Raw genomic sequence first — 17,660 nt, 5'->3', positions numbered from 1 at the left:
GGGGGCCGGGGCGGCAGCTTCCTGGCTGCCGCCCCGGGAGGGTCAGCTGTGGCGGGGGCGCGGGGTGCGGCCCTTGTGCTGCTTGAGCCCGTTGACGAGCACTTCGCCTTCGAGGTCGCTGAGGACGTAGCCGCGTTCCTTGAGGAAGGCCAGCCAGGTGACGGTGTTGATGCGGATGTCATCTCGCCAGGCCCGGTCGCTCATCGCTTCGTGTTCGTAGGCGGCCGCAACTTGCGCGAACAGTGGGCGCCAGCGCCGGGTCTTGCCGGTGCGGGAGATGAGGGTGCCGAAGGGGGCGTCAACGCGGCTGTACCAGGCTTGGCCCTCGTTCGGGTCCGCAATCTTGAGGAACTGGGCCATCAGATCCGTGCGGTGCCGCGAGATGTGCGAGCTGTACGTGTCGAGGGTTCCCAGGATCGTGGAGAGCGTGAACTTCCATATGGCATCCGGGGCGTCGCCGGGGGCATCGCACAGGTTGGTGATGAAGTCGTGGCGTACCTGCCGTGCTGCCCGCCATGCCTTGTTGTTCGCAATGACCTCTCGACGCTTGGCCCTCTCTTCCTCGGCCTGCTGTGTCGGGGTGTCCCGTGCGGCGGCCTTGGTGAGGGTGTGGCCGTGCTTTGCCCAGTCGGCGCACAGCCAGGTGACCTCGGGCTCGGAGGGGTCGATGGACGCTGCGTGCCCGGGGCATTCGGCATGTGTGGTGGGAGTGATCTTCTTGCGGTGCTGGTCGAGCAGGTCCTCCAGGGGGTGCAGCTTGGTGTCGCGCCACGTGGGGTGCCAGTCGACCATGGTGATGTCGGCGGAGACGAGGTCGGCGATGAGGGCGACGCGCTTGGCCATCTCCTCTTTGTGCTGGCGCAGCTTGCTGAGTGCCTGCGCCCAGTGGCCCCGCCTGCCGTTGCCGTCGCTCTGGTCCTCGCGCTTCGCCTGCCTCAGCCGGGTGCGCGCCCCCGGGACTTGTTCAACCTCCTGGTAGTCGGCCAGTTCCAGCAGATCGAAGTCGGCTGCGATGGCGTCGGCCAGGCTCTCCGGGCTGAGCTTTGTTGCTGTCTCGGCGGCCTTCATCTCGTCGCGGGTGAGTCCGGTGATCCGGGCGTGCCGTTCCTTGGCGGCCGGCGGCGCATCCATCAGCGAGAGCTGGCGTGCGGCCTCGATGTAGTCGCGGATGTGCGGGTCGGTGCGCTGCTTGTTCTCCAGGACTGACAGGGCCAGGGCTTCGTCGTCGACGTTGGTGAGATCACGTCGTACGAGGGCCGGTAAGAGGAAGTAGGGGCGGCCCTCCGCCTTGGCTTTGTCGGCGGCGATCAACGCGGCCTTGTGGCGGCGCTGTCCGTAGATGATGCCGAGGACTTCGTTGCCGGGGGCGCCGGAAGGCTGCGGGCGCAGCAGGATGGGGCTCTGCACGCCGGTCTCCTCGACAGAGGCGATGAGTTCGGCATCGGGTTCGGTGGTGTCTTCCTCGTTGTCGTGGTGGTGGCGGTGGTTGAACGGGTCGACGACGAGGGTGTACGGGTCGACCCAAGTGAACTCTCCGGTGAACGCGGGCTTGGCGGTTGCGGTGGGCGGGTCCGTGACGGCCGTGGCCATGTGGGTCTCCTTCGGGTTATGGGTGGGGCAGCGGGGCTGCCCCACCGTCAGGTTCGGATGGTCAGGCGGAGGCTGGCGCCTTGGGCTGTGTGGTGGCGCTGGCCACACGGGCAGAGGAGGAGGCCTTCCGGGTGGGGCGCTTGGCTGCCGCCTTTGTCGAGGCGGGCTTGGGCTTGGCTGCCGTCGGCTTCTTTGCCGCCCGACGGGCTGCGGTGGGCTTCGACTTGGTCCGCCCCGGCTCCGGCTGGGCCGCGGTGGCGGCCGGGGTGGGAGGCTTCTCGACGGTGGACGGGCGTTCCTTGGGCGCGCTGGTGGCGGTGTCGGCCTCGGCGGCGGGCGGGTGAGGTGTGCCGTCGGCACGGAGTTGGGGCCGGGTGGCGTGGAACGCGCCGGGGATGAGGCGGGTTTCGAGGGTGGTCATGATCTGTTCGAGGGGGGAGCCGGTACTGCCGGCGAAAGTGACAGCTGCGTTGTAGCCGCCGGTCGCCTGATTGGGGTCGGCGGCGAAGGTCTGGGCGCTCAGGCCGCCGAACTGATAGCGGAAGCCGATGTGGCGGCCGTCGTGGTGGGTGAAGCGGAGGGTCTTGGAGTCGGCTTCCTCGTCGCATCTGGTCCAGCCGTCGCCGAGGTGGTGTGCGATGGGGTCGGCCAGGAGGAGCAGGTCGATGAGGGACAGCTTGGTGGCGGTGTCGGTGGTCACGTTTCTCTCCAAGAGGCGGGTGGACGGTGCTAGGCGGTTGGTGTGGCTCTCAGGGGGTGGTGAAGAACCTCTAAGTAATATCTAAATTCTACTATCTTAACGAGGTGATCAGCGCAGATAGGGTGGGGTAGTCCGGGGTTAGGTCATGCACCAGCCGGAATCGCAGCCCACGTCAAACGGCAGCTCGTCCTGGGCCTTTCGTACCGCCTCGGCCAGGGGGCGGCCGGTACGGGTAAGGAACACTGGATCGTTCCCCTTCCCTGCCCATATCCGCGTCTCGTTGAGGGCTTCCTCAAGGCTGCACGCGCGCAAGAACAGGTGCGGGCGGTCGCGGCGCATTTCTCGCCATGCGGACAGAGGCTTCAGCGGGCAGAACCAGCACGCCGACTTGCCCGGCATCGGCAGGCCCTCGTCCGCGATCACCTTCTGGCAGTCCGTGCGCCGCATCCCGAGGTCCAGGAGGGGATAGGTCACCCGCTCGTACGGCTCGGTCCGCCGGTTCGCCGCGCGGCTGACCTCGTCCAGGGAGATGCCGACGGCGACCGTCGCCGGGCTGGCCGCACTCGCGCCGTGCCTGCGAAGGTGTCTGCCGATGACCTGGATCTTGAAATCGCGGGTGCAACCACGGGTCCCCGGGGCGCCGTTCGACATGCGTACCGGGATGGGCAGGGCTCGTGACCCTTGACGCATCATCCGGCCCCACAGCGTCTCGGTTTCACCTGCGCGCGTGGTGCGATCCAGGGTGTGCAGCTGGATGCCGTGCTTGGCCGCGTAGGGCTGGGCGACGTCGCGCACATAGTCCAGCGTGGCGGGGTCCTCGCTGTCGTCGCCCACGTTGGCGAACAAGAAGGTGCGGTACGGGATGACGCGACGGGCTGCGAGAACCAGCAGCCCCACGCTCTGAACCCCTCCGCCAAAGCTCACGGCCTTCACGCCGCCGCCTTCGTCGCGAACCCCATCAACTGGTGGGCTCGGCCGACGGCGGAGGCCATGTGTGCGACCTCCCACATGCGGTCCCGGTGCTTGATCACCTCTCGTGCGTGCCGCATGGCATCCTCAACGGCGTTCGGGTTCGCCAGCGAGTCGTCGCAGGCCACCGTCACCCGGTAGCCGAGCCCCCACACGATCGCATTGACGGCAGCGCACGCTGCGGCCATCTCGTCAATGTCGACCATGGACCACTGGTGGTTCGCCGGGTTGATGCCGAACTCGCGTATCCTCTGCGCGGCTGCCCTGAGCAGGCCCCCGCTCCCGGCCGCGGGGTCATGAATATGCTCGCCACCCTTGAGTGTTTTGAACTGGTCTTCGACCGCAGCCACGACGACCACGTGACTCATGGCCTCGGCCACCGGGTCGGGGGTGTGGTACTCGCCGAGCCCCTGCCGGGCGCCGTGCGAGCGCAGCAGCATCATAACCGGGGACAGGACATCGGTCTGGGAGCGTACGAACGGGTCGTGGTGGCCGGTCAGCTCGAAGAGCCCACCGTTCAGCGCGGCCTTGGTGACCTCCCTGACGAGGTGGGAGCGGTGCTCATCAACTTCGTCGTCGTTCAGCCACTCGTGCAGGATGCGGGCCCGGTCGATCAGGTCGGGCCGCTGCAGCCAGTGTGCCGACCAGATCTCCCGGTACATCTGAACCAGGTCCGCCGGGCTTTGGTGAAGGATCTGGGTGCGCAGGTCGGGGCCGTCGCTGTCCTTCTGGCGGATGAGGGCGAGAGCGGCCACGAGGCCCAGAGGGACTTCGCTGTGGTTGCCGCCGTGTCCGGTGTGCCAGACCTTTGTGACGGCCTCGGCGATCGCCAACGCGTGCTGATGCTGGTTTCTCCCGTCGCTTCGCTCGATGGTGCGGGGGTGCTCGTGTGTGGTGGCCGGCGTGGGTGCGGCGGAGGGGGGAGTGGGCGCCGAAGCCGTCGCTCTGCGGGGCCCGACGACTTCCTTGAGGCTGGCGAGAGGCTCTGGTGTCTCGTGGGTGAGTGCGGCGAACAGATCCAGCTGATGGGGCACGGGAACTCCTTGGTTGAGGGGACGTTGGAATGCGGCGGCCCGCCCCGCGGTGAGGCGGGGCGGGCCGAGGAGCTGGACCTCTCCAGCTCGTAACTAAATTCTACTATCTATTGTCTTGGGGGCAACTCGGAACTTCCGGCGCCACGCGACCTCATCCGTGGTTGATCAGCACGGTCCCGTAGGGCGTCTGGCGGACGGTGGCGAGGCCGCCCTCCCATATGTCGGTGCGTACCGCGTCCCAGTCGACGCGACCGAACTTGTCGGTGTAGGGGGCGAGTTCGATGGCGTGTGCCGTGCCGGCGACTTGCTCCAGGATGTCGCTGAGGTGGTCTCCGAATCCGACCAGCCCCGCTCGGTACCGCGTGTACATCGACTCGTACCGCGCCCACCAGTCATCGTCATCCACTGGCGGGATGGCGCCGTCCGGGGTGGTCCACCCGGCGCCCATTCGCACTGCTCCGCAGGCGTGCAGAGCGGCCCAGGCGACAGCCCGCTCGCGCGACCGCAGTGCTGGCCGCAAGGTCACCTTGGATACCTTCGCCGCTGCCAGTTCCCTTGCCTTGTGCCGTCTCAGGGCGACTGTCCTGGCGTGGTCCTCGGTGGCCGCGATGCGGCCCGAGATGAGATAGGTCCACAGTTCGTCTCCGTGTTCGGGAAGATGAAGCTCGACCGCCCACAGGCCGAGGCGTGGGAATTCCATGAGGCGTCTCATTGGGGCCCCTTCGCGAACTGGTCAAGGAAGTGCAGGACGGCTTCCTGGAAGTGCCGCATGGTGCGCTGGTGGGCGATGGCGAGGAGTGTGCGCAGGAGGTCGGGCTGGCCGTCGAGGACTTGCCTGATCTCGCTGAGGGTGTCGCGTTGTCCGCGACCGTAGGCGGTGTCCCCTTCGGCCCCCTGGCTGGCCCAGGGCAGCAGGGTGCGCTTGATGGCTTCTAGGTCGTGGCGCCCTCCTCCTTCCAGGTGGAGCGGTGCGATGGCCTGGCGTGCGGCAGCGCGGGCGTCGGCGCATCCGTCGTCGTAGGTGCAGCGTCGGCGGATGGGCCGCAGCGCCTCGTCGAGGGTGGCGAGTATGAGATCAGGGGCTGGGGTGGCGGCTGGGTGAATGCGGGCGTGCAGCTCGTGCGGCGGCATATTCGCTCCTCGGGTGTGAGTGAGGGGTGGGTCGTTGCGCCGGGCGTCCGGCGCGACCACCCACCCCCTTGTCTCTAAATTCTACTATCTATAGGGGTGGGGGTATCTGCGATTCACGAATGTTCCCCGGGCGATTTCCGCCGGGCAGCGACCGATCAGTCGGGTCAGTAACGCCTCCCGGCGGGCGAAAGTATCCGCCTTCGTAGCAGCCGGGACTTCGCCACCGCCATGGTCGAGAACGGGTGCCAGCGCCTCAAGGTCGGCCGTGATCTCCTCTGCCGTCACGGCGTGGCTCCTCTCGCACGGGCACACCTCGACGGCATCGGCGAGCAGCCCCCGGCGCTGATCGGCGGCAACGCAGCCCGGATGTCTCATGGCGGGGCGATAACGCCGCAGGTGGGAGTGGAAGCGCAGGCCGATCCAGCCGCACAGGCGGCAGCGGACCCGCCAGTGTTCGTCGCTGCCGGGAAAGCCCCCGTACGGCTCGAAGGCGAACTCGGCGATCCGTCGACTGCCCGGATCGCGCCGAGCAGGTTGCGGCGGGTAGCGGGAAGACCCGCCAGGAATTCACGGCCGATGCTGCCCGTCTCTGTGTCGGCGTTCTCGGGGAGGCTGAGGACTGTTGTCATGGACTGTCCTTCATCTGGGACTGGGATGGACCAGGTCAGGAAGCCGCTGAGCGCAGCGCGGCGATTTCCTGGGCCGACTTGCGGGCGCTGACCTCGTCGTAGGGGACGGTGCGCGTCCCCAGGCGGTCGACACGGTTGTCCTGCGTGACCACGCGATTGTGAGGGTCGAGCGTCCACGGCACGGTCAGCGTCTTCGCGTTGACGCGCATCACCTCGTACCAGCGCCCCCGCACCTTCACGAAGTCGCCCTTGGTGAAGTCCGCCTTGCCCCACACCTTGAAGCCGTCTGCCTCGGCCTGTGCGATGACCTCGCGCCAGTGCTTGATCTCCTCGGTCAGGTCCAGGTCCAGGTGCTGGAGCCGGAGTTCTTCGACCACCTCGGGATTGCCGATGTTCTCGGTGAAGCCCCCGGCCGACTCGCCCTTCTGCCACTTCTCCACCCGCCGCAGCTGCGCCTCCAGCTTCTCGATGCGGCGCAGGGTGCGCGGAGGATTGTTGCGGAACTCCTCATAGCGGGCAGCGGTCTGCTCGCGGCTGGACCAGTACGAGGCGCGCTTGTTCTCCTCGATGCTCTTGCCGAAGGTGTCGTGGATCCGCTCACGCCGTCGCCGGTCGCCGCGCTCGCTGTGGTGGCCGATGAGGACGGGCTGGCCGACGGGGATGTGTGATGCCTGGGCGTGTGCCCTGTCGTACAGGGCTTGTGACTTGCTGGCCGCACCGTCTGCGTAGCCGGAGAACCGCTCTGCTCGGGCCTCGGCGCGCTCAGTCCGCTCGCGTTCGGCTTCCTGGAAGGTGCGTCGGTCGTCGTCGTTGACGCTCACCGTCACGGTGAGCCCCGCAGCGCGCAGTCGCTGGGCGAGGGCTTCGAGCATGTTCTTGGAGGCGCGCTTGTCGCGGCTGTGCGGCAGGTACCAGCAGCCGAGGTTGCGCGACCAGCGGGCGGGCTGGCTGTAACCCGACTCGTAGTGGCGGAGCTTGAGTACCTCGGCCGACCCATCGCCCCGGGTGGTGCCGCCAATCAGTGTGCCTTCGCGGCGCGAGTGCGTGATCTCTATCGTCATGGTGATTCCTTGTGGTGCTCAGGTTCGGATGGTGTCGAGTGCGGGGCGCCAGCCGCCGAACAGCTCTTGGAGCGGTGGTGTCTCGGCATCGAGCAGGTACCAGGTGCCTGCCCGGCCCAAGTCGTCGACGGCGCTGATGCGGAAGGTGATTGCCCGGCCGTCACGGTCACGCAGGGGTGCGCCGTCGCCGTGGCGGATGTTCACGTGCTTGCCGACGTTCACGGCCGGTGCTTGGGGAAGCGGGCAGTGAGCGTCAGAACGACGAGCAAGGAGAGGGGGGTGTCGTCCCGGTCGAAGGCGAGCGAGGAGGCCAGGAGCCGTCCGGCTGCTGGTGTGTTGATGAAGGCAGTGAACGCCGCGTCATCGGAGCCGTACTGGTCGGCCCACTCATGGGCGGCCTTGGCGAGCTCGACGGCGTAGTGCTGTTCCAAATCCCCGCCGCGGGAGATGGGCGTGCGGTCTGCCTGCCTCGCCTGCCAGGCTGCCGCGAGAAGGACCACGGTGCGCACCTCCGGCGCCGTGCGCTCCCAACTGCTGTTGAGGGTGGGGTCTGTAGCGAAGGCGCGGAGCGCGTTGCGGTCCGGCGTCAGAGCCAGCAGCTGGGATGTTGTGGTGAGCGCGCGGATGATCTCGGTGATGTTGACGTACACGGGGTTCCTGTTCGTGTTGGATGACTGGTTGGTCACCGGCTGGTGTTGGGGGTGGCTGGTTCGTTGTGGCTGTGCGCCTGGTGGGCTCGGGAGATGGCGGCCAGCGCGTCGTGGTGGCGGCCTAGCTGGAGCAGCGCGCAGACCTCGAACATCACTCGCCAATTGCGTGCTGGAACGGCGGCGGCGAACTCGGTGAAGCTCTCCCGCCTCTGGCTTGCTGGTCGGCGGCTCCAGGCGCGCTGGACGACGAGCTCCGTACACGTGGCGGCGCGCCGCGTTTGTTCACCCGTCAGGTCGAGGCTGCCGATGACCTCGGCGACCGCCAGCAGGGGGATGTGCTTCATCACGGAGGAGGTTCCTTCGGTGGGCGGTGTGCGTGTGCGCAACCTCCTCCAATTTCTATTTTCTACTATCCATCTGGAGGGGGTGCGGCTGGATACGGATCTTGCGGCCGGATGTGTTCAGTGGGGTCGCGAGTGCGTACTTGATGGGGGTCATGCAGTGGCCCGGTGTGGAGCCGCGTACTGGATCAGCTGGATGCCCAACCGAAGAACAGCCAGCTCGCGGTGCCGTCGGCTGCCGTGTACGGCAGCACTCCAGCAGGGCCCCACTTGTCGGATATATGCGGGTCATCGGCAAGCAGTAGCTCGTCCGCCCGGGCCATTGCCGCATCCTCCGTCAGGCCGACTTCCTTGAAGAGCGTGACGGAGTCCTTCTCTGTGATCGTGCCGCTGTATCCGCCGGACCCGTGCATCCTCCTGGCGCGACCCCGCGCCTCCTCGAATGCCTGCAGTATGTCCTGGCCGGTGGCGGTGGCGTAGAAGATCTGGGCTCCCATGGCGCTCCTTCGGTGAGGGGGTGGTTGTGTGATGCGATCCGCCCTGATTGTTCAACGGATCTGCAGGCGGGGTCGGTTCGTGGTTATGGCGCGAGGGTTGCGCTTCCCGCGCCGAGCGCCTGGTCCTGCCGGATGGATTTCAGCCGGTGCGGTCTTGGTCCGCTCGGCGCCGGGGGTTGCTTGGGCGAAGTGGGACATCTTCATGTGGCGCCTTCTTGGGGGCGTGTCTGTTGTTCGCTGCATTCCTGAACTTTCGTGCGAGGTAAGGGGGCTTCTCTTCCTTGTATCTAAATTCTACTATCTCAACTGGGAGAGTCAACATGCTCACCGCGCGGCCCGGGCGGCATCAGACGGCGGCCAGCTCAATGGCCCTGCGGCGCTGCCGCGTGCGAATGCTCGCGGCGCCTGCGTGGCGGATAGCCGCACGATCGGCCGTCGCCCGGCAGGGTGCGCACAGCGGCTCGCCCTGCCGGATGTGCCCCTTCACCCCGCTGCTCGTCCCGCACGTTCCCGCCCGCGACACCAGCTTTCGCAGGACAGGGGCACCCTGCGCCGTGAAAACGGGCTCTCCATCCACCCAGAGCCGCCCCGCACACACTCCGTCGAACCGTGACGACGCGGGCCGCACGTACTGATGGCAGTCCTGGACGAACGGGCACGTGTCGACGCACGCCTGGGCCAGGGGAGCGCACTGGTCTCGAAGCCGCTTGGAATCCCGGACGAGATCCGTCTCGGGAACATAGCCGCTCTGTCCCGCGCACGGCGCGTCGGCGATCCAAGAAGCGGACTTGGTGTCAGTGATCACAGCTACAGGTCCTCGATGATGCGGCGAGTCAAAACAGCGCGGGATGGGCGACGGCGGCTGGAAGGACGGCGTCCTTGGCGCCGGCGGAGCGCAACGCCAACTCGGCAGCCCTCGTGGACCATTGCTGGTAGAAGAGCTCGTTCCACACCTCGGGGGTCCGGTACGGCATCGGACAGGGCATGTACTGCCTCTGATGCCGGCGCTCGTCATCGACGGCCAGGCGAAGGACGCCGTACCGGACCGGATTCAGGCGCTCCGAGATAAGCAGCAGTGCCCCGCACCAGGTCACCTTCCCGTCGCGGCGGCCCGAGGGAGTGTCGAGGATGTACCGGAAGCCGCCTTCGGACTCCGGTCGCAAAGTCGCTTGGGACCCGGAATCCGGCTCCCCGGGAAGCCGCCGGGCTGTGGGCCTGCTGCGCTCGGCGAACTGCTCGCGGCCCCACGCGATCCGAGCCGCCCGGCTGGGCAAGTCAATGAAGTCGAGCAGCATCTCCGGGGAGAAGAAGTCCCGCACGGCCATCTGCACATCGTCAGCGGTCAGATTCACTTGACCGCCCCCGAAACGCTCCGAGGGCAGGCATCCAGGTGTGCGCGGACCGCCGCGATGAGCGACGCGATCGCGAGGTCATCCCGATCGGCGCGGATTCGCGAGGCGTCGGCCTTGCTGTCGTACACGGTGCAGCGCCAGGCGGCACCCGGCTCGTCCTCCGGTACGTGAGCCACATGCCAGCTCTGAAGTACCTCGCGGCGCTCGGGAAGGCTCTCCTCGCTGGCGACCACGATCCGGGCGTCGGAAGGGGTGACGGCACAGACGGTGAGGCCGCCGCGGGACTCGATGCGGGCGGGCAAATCTGCCTCCTTCAGAGCGGCGAGCAGGTCCTGGCAGACGACGGACGCGGCTGACTCGCGAGGGCTGTAGTCGGCACGGATGGCCGCAACGGCTTGGGCGGTGGTGATCACGCATCTCCAATCTCGCAGATTTTTGCAGGGGCCTATTTTGTGACGGATGGGCGCCTGTCTGGCAATCAGAGGCGCTGTCCGTGCAGCACGGGGAAGCGGCTTGGTGGCAGTTGTAGCTGTGCGGGTACGTCGTTCCGGCGGCGCCCGCTGCACTCCTCGTGTGGTGCCGAACTTCTGGGCGGGCTGGCTCGCCTCCGTTGGATCACCGGCCACCCCTCTGGACCGGCGAGAGTATTAAATCAGAAGGGGCCTATTTCTCGGGCCGCAGGCTCCCCTCGCCCGCGCCACATCCGTTCCGTCGTCGTGCCTCGCGCATCTCCCGGATGCGCCGCTGAGCCACATCCGACAGGCCCTCCATCCCGGGCTGGCGCCTGACCTCACTCAGCACCCGCTCGCTCGCTGCCCGCTCCGCCGCCTTGACCCTTTCCTTCTCTGCCCGTTCCCGCGCCCTGCGCTGCTCCCTGGGGCTCGTTCCGCACCCCCTGCACGAGCGGGCCGGACCATCCGGGTGTGCAGGGCATCGCACCAACGTGGCCGCCTCCGGCTGCTGCTCTTCGTCTTGCGCGGTCAGCTCCCTCGCGGCGTCAGCTGCGGGGGTTGGGGGGATCCTCTCCTCTGGGTACTGACTCTGGTTACTACCTATAAACCCCGGAGAACCGTCCTCCGGCGAACCGGTCTCCGGAAAACCGGCACCCGAAAACCCGGTTTCGGTCCCGGCTCCAGCTTCATCCTGGCGCGTGGATGCCTGTTCAGCCTGCCGTGAACGCCTGCGAGCCAGCCGCCGCTCCTCAAGCTGCCGGTACTCCTCAGCCGCCCACTCCTGCGCCTGGTCGTACACCTCGGTGATCCGCGACAACGTGCCATCGCTCTGCCGCTCGTTGACCACCCGGTAGTAGCCGGCATCCTTCAGCTCACGCAGTGCCGTCCGCACCGCCTCCACCCCTTCCTTGCCCGCCTTGGCGATGGTCTCCGCACGCACCCGCCAGGTGTCCGGCTTCGCCAGCAGGTAGGCGAGGATGCCGCGCGAGCGGAAACTGAGGCGGTTGTCTTCGAGGGCAGCCGTCGGCAGCACGGTGTAGCCGGTGCTGAGATGGCGGCGCAGGATGGTCACGGGAAACGACTCCAGGGCAGTGCAGAGGTGCGGAAGATCATTAATGGGGAACGGTGCCCCGCACTGGATGTGCGAGGCCGTCCAACGGGCCGTCAGAGGTTCGTGCGGGCCTTCGTGACGCTGATGGAGATGGGCGTCTTCTGCCCGGACGCCGTGCGCCGGGGTACGACCATGCCCGCGCGGCGCAGGATGGCGACCATGGCTTCCTTGTCCGGGACCATGGGCACCGTCAGTTCGGCATCGTCGAACATCTCGACCATGGTCATGACGTCTACCTCCTCGCGGGCGTTGCCACCGCTCCACCCGAGGTGGTTGTCCCCGTAGTTGCCCTCCGGGGCACGGTCGAGCATCTTGCGGGCCTTGTCCTTAATCCGCTGGCCCGCCCTTTGCTTCTCGTGTCCGCGGACGTAGTCCTCAAGCGCCTTCGCCCGGTCAGCGTCGTCGTGGACCAGGATGGTCTGGGCCGGTCGGCCAGGGGCGACGCCAGGCCAGCAAGCCTCCCTGAACGGGCAGTTGTCGCAGATAACGGAGAGTCCGGGGCCGTCGTGGTCGCGGGACAGCTCCTCCGGTGACACGGCCTCCATGACCCGCTCCACCCACCAGCGTGCCTGTGCGGCGAGCCAGTCGTCGAACTCGAACTCCTGGATGTGCTCCTCGCCTGTGTCCCGGCACACGAAGCGGAAGCGGATGCGGGCGACCTCGACTGGACCGAGCCGGTGGAGATACCGCTGGCCGGGTATGTCTGCGAAGCCGACTGTCTTCAACAGCAGGGCATAGAGCAGGACTTGACGCATCTCTTCTGCCGTCGGCCCGTACCGCACCACGCGGTCCCACACTCGCGCCGACTTGGTCTTGATGTCCTCCACCGTTACCGCCTCCGCCGGTACGAGCGGTCGGTGGCGCTTCGGCAGGCGGGCAGCGGTTGCCACGTCGAGATGCACGGCATCGATGTGCCCGCGCACCAGGCCGTCACTGACGGTGCGCTCGACCAGCCAGTTGTACTCCCGGCGCGCATCCTCCAGCAGGCCCCGGTGAATGTAGGTGCCGAGGATCGCGGCTCTCTTGTCGCCCGCGTTGGTCCGTTCGGCGCCCGCCACGATGTACCCGGCTCTGCGGGCGCAGATCGTGTCCGAGGCGCCCAACTGTGTCTGCACGGATCTCGGCCGCCGGGCGTCGACGGCGTGCGCCGCATCCCAGATCGACACCGGCGATGCGGGCATGGTTTGGACGGTCATGATGCACTCCAAGAAGGAGCCGGACCCGCCCGTCTCGACGGGCCCCGGCAGGGAAGGAACGGCAGAAGGTCAGGAGGCGAGTTCGCCGGGCACCTCGTCGAAGGAGCCTTCGGCGTCCGCGTCCTGCTGTGCGGCGGCCGCCCGCAGCCGCGCCGCATCGCCCGTGGGATCGCTCAGCTTCTTCGGGTTCTCCAGGTCAGCGGCCTTGCGCTCAATGTCGGCGCGCACCACCAGCACCTCTTCACGTGCCAGGCTCTGGTCCTTCGCCACCGAAAGCCACAGTTTCTGAAGGGCCTCGACGCCCTGGGCGGCAGCGGCCTGCACCTTCGGCATCCATGCCTGCGCCAAGTCCCCCGTCAGCTCCGGGGTTGCTCTGGGCTGGTTGTGGATCGAGCAGCCCATTAGGCCGAACACCAGGCGCTCGATGGTGAAGTCCGGCAGCGGCTTCGGCTCGCCGCGCGGCACCTCGAAGTTCAGCGACCTGGCGCCGACGATCTGCGGGTGGTTCTCGCGGCGGAGCCGCACCCACACCGTCGCGTCGTAGGCCAGCGACTTGTGGCCCTCCACCCGCCAGTCCTTCGTGCGCGGGATCGGATCACCGTTGCCGTCAACGGCCGCGATCTCCTTGCCCCGCGCCAGCAGGACCACAATTCCCGGCATCGTACGGACCAGATACATGACCCGTGCCCACCGCTCGTAGGCGTCGTTCCACAGGTTCATGCTCGGCTTGACCTCGGTGTCCGGGTCCTTGCGGAGCTTGGCCTGGCCACTGTTGGAGCGCCGGGCCCGCTCATTGGTCCAGTTCACCAGCATCCGCCACAGCATGGACACCGAGTCGATGACCAGGACGACCGGCTTCTCCTTCGCAGCGGCCGCCCGCTTCGCCTCGGCGTGCACCGCCTCGATCTGGCCGAGGATGTCGCGGTAGGTGCCGTTGTGCTCGATCAGCAGATAGTCGGCGCCCGGCACCTTGGCGTACTCGTCAGCGGTGTCCTCGCCAAGCTCCAGCCAGTACGCCTGGCCGGTCAGCTCGGAGCCGGTGAACGAGGCGGCGGTGTGGGACTTGCCGGCCTTCTCCTCTCCTTCCAGGAGGATGACCGGCCATGGGATGACGCCGGTCGGCTTGCGCGTCCGCAGCTTCGGGACTGGGGGAGTGGACATCTAGATCTCCAAGAAGGTGGACTATTTGAAGTGGCCTATTTCAAGGTGCGCGAAGGCCCCTGGTCTCGAACAGGGAGCACCACTCGGGGCGCCGGTCGAGCAGGCGGCGCACGTACCTCGACCTGAAGTCGTTGTTGAGCCGCCACGGCTCGCCGCGTGTTGCCATGCCGTACTGCCAGCGCAGCACCTCGAAGAGCATTCCGATCCCAACCCGCCGGCCGCCCCGGTCGACGAAGTCGGCAGCCAGCACCTCCAGCTTGTCGAGAATCCACGGGTTGAGCTGGTGGAACGCCTCGAAACGCTCCTGAATGCTGAGCCGTCCCGACGATGGCTCGGGGTGCCGCAGAGGTGCGATCGGTAGTTCAAGCTGGGTCGGAACCATGAGTCTCCCCCTCCTGTGATTTATTGCAGCCTATTTTGTGGCATGAAGTAAAAGCGAATCGAACCGGCTCTTATTTATATTCTACTATCCCTCTCGTTGGGGGCCCACCTCCTCACCCTCCGGCTCCACTCTCTGATCCGCTCCGCGGGCCGACCGACTACTTCTCGGCTGACATGGCGCCGGTGCCGTAGTTACCCCGCTTGGCGATGAAAGAGCCCGGGCCGTCGTACCGGCCCTCGGACAACGCCTCGGCCACAGATTGGTCCAGCTGCCACAAGCCCTTTCGTGTCAGCGACATCGTCTTGTCCGCGGACTCCAGCACAGTGCTGAGCAGCCACACGTGCGACCCGGACAAGTGATAGTCCGATGCGGGAAGGGCCTCAGACTTCGACTTCACCAGCTGCCCGACGTGGACCTGGTCGACGCCGAAGAGGCTGGCGTACTCCTGAGCCCCGACCAGCGGCGGCAGCTCGCCCTTCACCTTCGGCCGCACGCCAGCTCCTTGAGCCTTCTCCAGCTTGCCCAGCGCCTCTTCGTCGAGCTGTCGGCCGCGACTGCCGGGCGGCAACGCCAAGTCGACAACGAGCCCTCCAGGCCAGAACGGCTTGCCCGAGACGATCACCGCGTCCTCGTAGGAGATCGTCCCGCGAGGAACCCAGCGGTCACTCACCGCCGTGGGTGCAATGTTGTACACCATCGCGATCTCCTTGCGTCCCATCACCAGCGGCTTGGCCACGACCTTCTCCTCTTTATGTGCGCGGGATAGTAGAATACGCGTATGGAACTCGGTGTGGCTGAGTTCGCGGCGCACCTGCGGATTCTCGGAGACAGTCGGCGCAGGCGTGGGTCCGTGTGTCGCTACGCGGACCTCTCCCGACTGCCGCGTCGCAGCTCTTCCCCTCGGGTCGTCGAGGTGCGCCGGAAGACCGTATGTCTACCGGTCTGACCCAACGAGCGGACCTACGGGGCCTGCGCCGTCGCGCAATCCGAGACAGCGCAGCAACAGCGCCTCCGGGCAATGGCAGAAGGCGCTGTTGCTGATGTTCGCCAGTTGGGCAAGCCGCTCTGTTCAGGAAGTCGGCGTTTGCTCAGGTCGATCGGTCACAACGGCGATAGTCGGATGGGCGACGCGATCGGTGCTGTACAGCCAGTTCGGCAGAAGGTTCTGTACGACCGGTAGTGCCATCACCCTCGTCACGGCAGCCGCGACCGCAAGCACGACGGTGACGCCGGCGGTCGTCTGCGGGACACCAGCCGCATCGACAATGAGCGGCAGACCAGCAGCCAGACCCAGCACAGTCTGGAGAACGGTCCGCAGGGTCTTCTGATTGGCATCGGACACGGGGAGGCCCTTCTACTTCGCGGGGATCTTCAGCGTCTGACCCGGGTGGATGATGTACGGCTTGTCGATGCCGTTGGCGCGGGCGATGGCCTGCCAGTTGACGCCCAGCTGCTCGCCGATCTGCGAGAGCGTGTCTCCGGCGCGCACTGTGTACGCCGACGTGCTCGGCTGGTCCGGCTTGCCGCGCAGCCGGGACGCCACGCGCTGGCGCATGCTGTTCATCGTGAAGCCCTTGGGATCGACCTTCCCGGGCTGCCACTCCAGGTGGCCGATCACACTTGCTGCACCCCAGCCGTGGGCTCGGCACAGTGCCGCCGAGACGCGCTCGATGGCGTCGAGTTGGGAGGCCGGCCACGGGTCGCGACCGTCGCCGAGGTTTTCGCACTCCCAGCCGTAGAAGTGGGTGTTGCCGTCGGTGTCGGCCTCGTTCGCCGAAGGAAGAGCACGCTCGGCGATCACCGCCTGGAGGACGTCGCCGTCGCCCTTGCCCGCATGGTTGGCCCGGCCGTTGCCGATCAGGTGGACCGTGCCGTCCTTGGCGATCACGCCATGGCAGAGCGGGCCAGGAAGGCCCTCATAGCCGTTCTCGCAGATACTGATGGTGCTGCTCGTGCCGGACGTCACCGTGTGATGGATCATGACGCCGTTGACCGGGCCCCACGGGCCCTTGTGATTCCGGTTATGAGTACGCCAGCCAGGCCGCTCCACGACGCGCACGCCTTCCGCTCGTAGCGCCGCAACCAGCTGGTCTGCAGTAAGAGGGGTTGCCAAGATCGGTTCTCTAACTCCCCGCGCCCGAAACATATTTACTCAGCCCGTCGAATGATCACTGTGCCGTACCGCGCGAGGCCAGCCACAGCTGGACGACCATCACCAGCAGCGGAGCCACGAACGAGGAGAGCACCAGGCGCCGCGTCGCGACGACCTGCGCCTGATCCTCTCGGCGCTGCTGTTCAACCCGCTCAGTGATCTGCTCACATTCGCCCCGCAGGCTGACCAACCCGGTCTCGACCTGCCCGATCCGCTGCTCGATCGTCCGCTGGTCTGCCCGGTATACGTCTTGGGTGACCACCTGGTCGAGACGGGCCGCAAGTTGCGCAAGATCCCCGCGCAGATCCTCGCGAAGTTGAGAGACAGCCCGGTGCAGCTCCCACAGCGTGGGCTCACTGCCCGGCGGTATAGACACGTGATCACTCCCCGGCGATCCCCGCACCTCATCCGATCGTACGAGTGCCAAGGCGGGAAGAGGGAATCGTGCGACGCAGGAGGGGGTAATGGCCGTCGCCCGGGGGCGGATCGCTTCGGGGCCGCAACGGCGTCGGCGGCCGGGTACGACGGGACTGAACCCGCCATACGCCGTCGTTTATCGGACGAGGAATGCCTTGGTGGTCCGCTTAGCAGACCGGCGCCTTCCCTCCCTAGCTCCCGCTCGGCATCGTTGACATGCACTGCATGCGCAGACCACTCATCGAACTCGGATGTCTCAAGCAGCACCAGAGGAACGGGAGGGCTCATGAACAGGCCGCCGTTGTCCCGGCGTACGGTACTCACAGCTGCGGGCGGAGTGGCCCTGACCGTCGGCGTGGCAGGGCTGGGCAGCACCGCCGTAGCCGCACCCGGCCGGGCGAGACCGATGGCCGTCACGGCCTCCGGCAGCAGCGACGTGGGTGCAGCCTTCGTCGTCACGGTGGGCAGTAACGGCGGGCTCTTCACGAACTACGCCCTCGACAGCGCCAGCTCAGCGGATTCGTATACGCCCGCACTGCCGGTCGGTGACACAGGGATCGCCCCAGACGGGGGCGGGGTGGCGGGCACCCTCCAGTCCGAGCGCCAGGTCGATGCGTTCGTTGTCGACAACGACGGCAGGCTCCAAGTCACCTGGTGGGACTACACCACACCGTCTGCTGCCCATCGCGCTGAGCTGACGCCGACGGCCTTCGCCCCACGCGGCGCCGCTCTGGCGACCGGGACGCAGGCCAACGACCAGCGTGACGTGTTCGTTGTGGGTAATGACGGTGTGCTGTATGTGTTGTGGGAGGCGAATAACAGTGCCTGGTCCCAG

Annotated in this window: 22 protein-coding genes; 1 reads left to right on the top strand and 21 read right to left on the bottom strand. The window is 67.1% G+C overall.

Translation table 11 applies throughout. From position 1 onward, the window contains the following. Nucleotides 1-42: 42 nt before the first annotated feature. The 21 genes from ACGFRG_RS05840 to ACGFRG_RS05740 all read right to left on the bottom strand — a co-directional run bounded on the left by ACGFRG_RS05840 (nt 43) and on the right by ACGFRG_RS05740 (nt 16,784). Nucleotides 43-1,590, bottom strand: a complete 1,548-nt coding sequence (locus tag ACGFRG_RS05840) for a ParB/RepB/Spo0J family partition protein (RefSeq protein ID WP_393261722.1) — start codon at nt 1,588-1,590, stop codon at nt 43-45. A 61-nt stretch (nt 1,591-1,651) separates the two neighbouring features. Beyond that, nucleotides 1,652-2,290, bottom strand: a complete 639-nt coding sequence (locus ACGFRG_RS05835; RefSeq protein WP_393261719.1) for a hypothetical protein — start codon at nt 2,288-2,290, stop codon at nt 1,652-1,654. 138 nt (nt 2,291-2,428) lie between these two features. Further along, nucleotides 2,429-3,223, bottom strand: coding sequence for a phosphoadenosine phosphosulfate reductase (locus ACGFRG_RS05830; RefSeq protein WP_393261716.1), 795 nt, complete (start codon nt 3,221-3,223; stop codon nt 2,429-2,431). Next, nucleotides 3,220-4,092, bottom strand: coding sequence for an N-6 DNA methylase (locus ACGFRG_RS05825; RefSeq protein WP_393261714.1), 873 nt, complete (start codon nt 4,090-4,092; stop codon nt 3,220-3,222). The genes ACGFRG_RS05830 and ACGFRG_RS05825 overlap by 4 nt, the downstream gene beginning before the upstream one ends. 352 nt (nt 4,093-4,444) lie before the next feature. Beyond that, nucleotides 4,445-4,993, bottom strand: a complete 549-nt coding sequence (locus ACGFRG_RS05820; protein ID WP_393261711.1) for a hypothetical protein — start codon at nt 4,991-4,993, stop codon at nt 4,445-4,447. Nucleotides 4,994-5,001: 8 nt separating this feature from the next. After that, nucleotides 5,002-5,424 (bottom strand): hypothetical protein, encoded by a 423-nt coding sequence (locus tag ACGFRG_RS05815; RefSeq protein WP_393261708.1) that lies wholly within the window; start codon nt 5,422-5,424, stop codon nt 5,002-5,004. A gap of 664 nt (nt 5,425-6,088) precedes the next feature. Further along, complete coding sequence (locus ACGFRG_RS05810; RefSeq protein WP_393261707.1) at nt 6,089-7,114, bottom strand: DUF3560 domain-containing protein; 1,026 nt, start codon at nt 7,112-7,114, stop codon at nt 6,089-6,091. An 18-nt stretch (nt 7,115-7,132) separates the two neighbouring features. After that, on the bottom strand, nt 7,133-7,336 hold the full coding sequence (locus ACGFRG_RS05805; protein WP_393261706.1) for a hypothetical protein: 204 nt from the start codon (nt 7,334-7,336) through the stop codon (nt 7,133-7,135). Further along, nucleotides 7,333-7,764, bottom strand: a complete 432-nt coding sequence (locus ACGFRG_RS05800; RefSeq protein ID WP_393261704.1) for a hypothetical protein — start codon at nt 7,762-7,764, stop codon at nt 7,333-7,335. The genes ACGFRG_RS05805 and ACGFRG_RS05800 overlap by 4 nt, the downstream gene beginning before the upstream one ends. A gap of 32 nt (nt 7,765-7,796) precedes the next feature. Next, on the bottom strand, nt 7,797-8,108 hold the full coding sequence (locus ACGFRG_RS05795; protein WP_393261703.1) for a hypothetical protein: 312 nt from the start codon (nt 8,106-8,108) through the stop codon (nt 7,797-7,799). Nucleotides 8,109-8,293: 185 nt separating this feature from the next. After that, nucleotides 8,294-8,602: a hypothetical protein gene (locus ACGFRG_RS05790; protein ID WP_393261700.1), complete on the bottom strand. Its 309-nt coding sequence runs from the start codon at nt 8,600-8,602 to the stop codon at nt 8,294-8,296. A gap of 833 nt (nt 8,603-9,435) precedes the next feature. After that, nucleotides 9,436-9,954, bottom strand: a complete 519-nt coding sequence (locus ACGFRG_RS05785; protein ID WP_393261697.1) for a hypothetical protein — start codon at nt 9,952-9,954, stop codon at nt 9,436-9,438. Further along, the gene (locus ACGFRG_RS05780; protein WP_393261695.1) at nt 9,951-10,367 is read right to left on the bottom strand and encodes a hypothetical protein; all 417 of its coding nucleotides are present in this window, start codon (nt 10,365-10,367) and stop codon (nt 9,951-9,953) included. The genes ACGFRG_RS05785 and ACGFRG_RS05780 overlap by 4 nt, the downstream gene beginning before the upstream one ends. 250 nt (nt 10,368-10,617) lie before the next feature. Continuing rightward, the gene (locus ACGFRG_RS05775; RefSeq protein ID WP_393261692.1) at nt 10,618-11,478 is read right to left on the bottom strand and encodes a hypothetical protein; all 861 of its coding nucleotides are present in this window, start codon (nt 11,476-11,478) and stop codon (nt 10,618-10,620) included. 92 nt (nt 11,479-11,570) lie between these two features. Continuing rightward, entirely contained in the window at nt 11,571-12,713 is a 1,143-nt protein-coding gene (locus ACGFRG_RS05770; protein WP_393261690.1) for a PD-(D/E)XK nuclease family protein, read from the bottom strand. Nucleotides 12,714-12,782: 69 nt separating this feature from the next. Continuing rightward, the gene (locus ACGFRG_RS05765) at nt 12,783-13,874 is read right to left on the bottom strand and encodes an AAA family ATPase (protein WP_393261688.1); all 1,092 of its coding nucleotides are present in this window, start codon (nt 13,872-13,874) and stop codon (nt 12,783-12,785) included. 40 nt (nt 13,875-13,914) lie between these two features. Further along, the gene (locus ACGFRG_RS05760; RefSeq protein ID WP_393261685.1) at nt 13,915-14,256 is read right to left on the bottom strand and encodes a hypothetical protein; all 342 of its coding nucleotides are present in this window, start codon (nt 14,254-14,256) and stop codon (nt 13,915-13,917) included. A 157-nt stretch (nt 14,257-14,413) separates the two neighbouring features. Further along, nucleotides 14,414-15,067 carry a hypothetical protein gene (locus ACGFRG_RS05755; protein ID WP_393261683.1) on the bottom strand — a complete coding sequence of 218 codons (654 nt, stop codon included), beginning with the start codon at nt 15,065-15,067 and terminating at the stop codon, nt 14,414-14,416. Nucleotides 15,068-15,325: 258 nt separating this feature from the next. Further along, nucleotides 15,326-15,598: a hypothetical protein gene (locus tag ACGFRG_RS05750; protein ID WP_393261680.1), complete on the bottom strand. Its 273-nt coding sequence runs from the start codon at nt 15,596-15,598 to the stop codon at nt 15,326-15,328. A 12-nt stretch (nt 15,599-15,610) separates the two neighbouring features. Further along, on the bottom strand, nt 15,611-16,369 hold the full coding sequence (locus tag ACGFRG_RS05745; RefSeq protein ID WP_393261677.1) for an N-acetylmuramoyl-L-alanine amidase: 759 nt from the start codon (nt 16,367-16,369) through the stop codon (nt 15,611-15,613). 55 nt (nt 16,370-16,424) lie between these two features. After that, nucleotides 16,425-16,784 carry a hypothetical protein gene (locus ACGFRG_RS05740; RefSeq protein WP_393261674.1) on the bottom strand — a complete coding sequence of 120 codons (360 nt, stop codon included), beginning with the start codon at nt 16,782-16,784 and terminating at the stop codon, nt 16,425-16,427. A gap of 447 nt (nt 16,785-17,231) precedes the next feature. Here ACGFRG_RS05740 and ACGFRG_RS05735 point away from each other — a divergent pair. Continuing rightward, on the top strand, nt 17,232-17,660 hold a 429-nt coding region (locus ACGFRG_RS05735), incomplete at its 3' end, for a hypothetical protein (RefSeq protein ID WP_393261671.1).

Origin of the sequence: Streptomyces sp. NPDC048696 (assembly GCF_043198895.1) — a bacterium.
Lineage (GTDB): Bacteria > Actinomycetota > Actinomycetes > Streptomycetales > Streptomycetaceae > Streptomyces.
The sequence above is the reverse complement of the archived record's forward strand: the minus strand, read 5'-3'. Positions and strand labels throughout refer to the sequence as shown.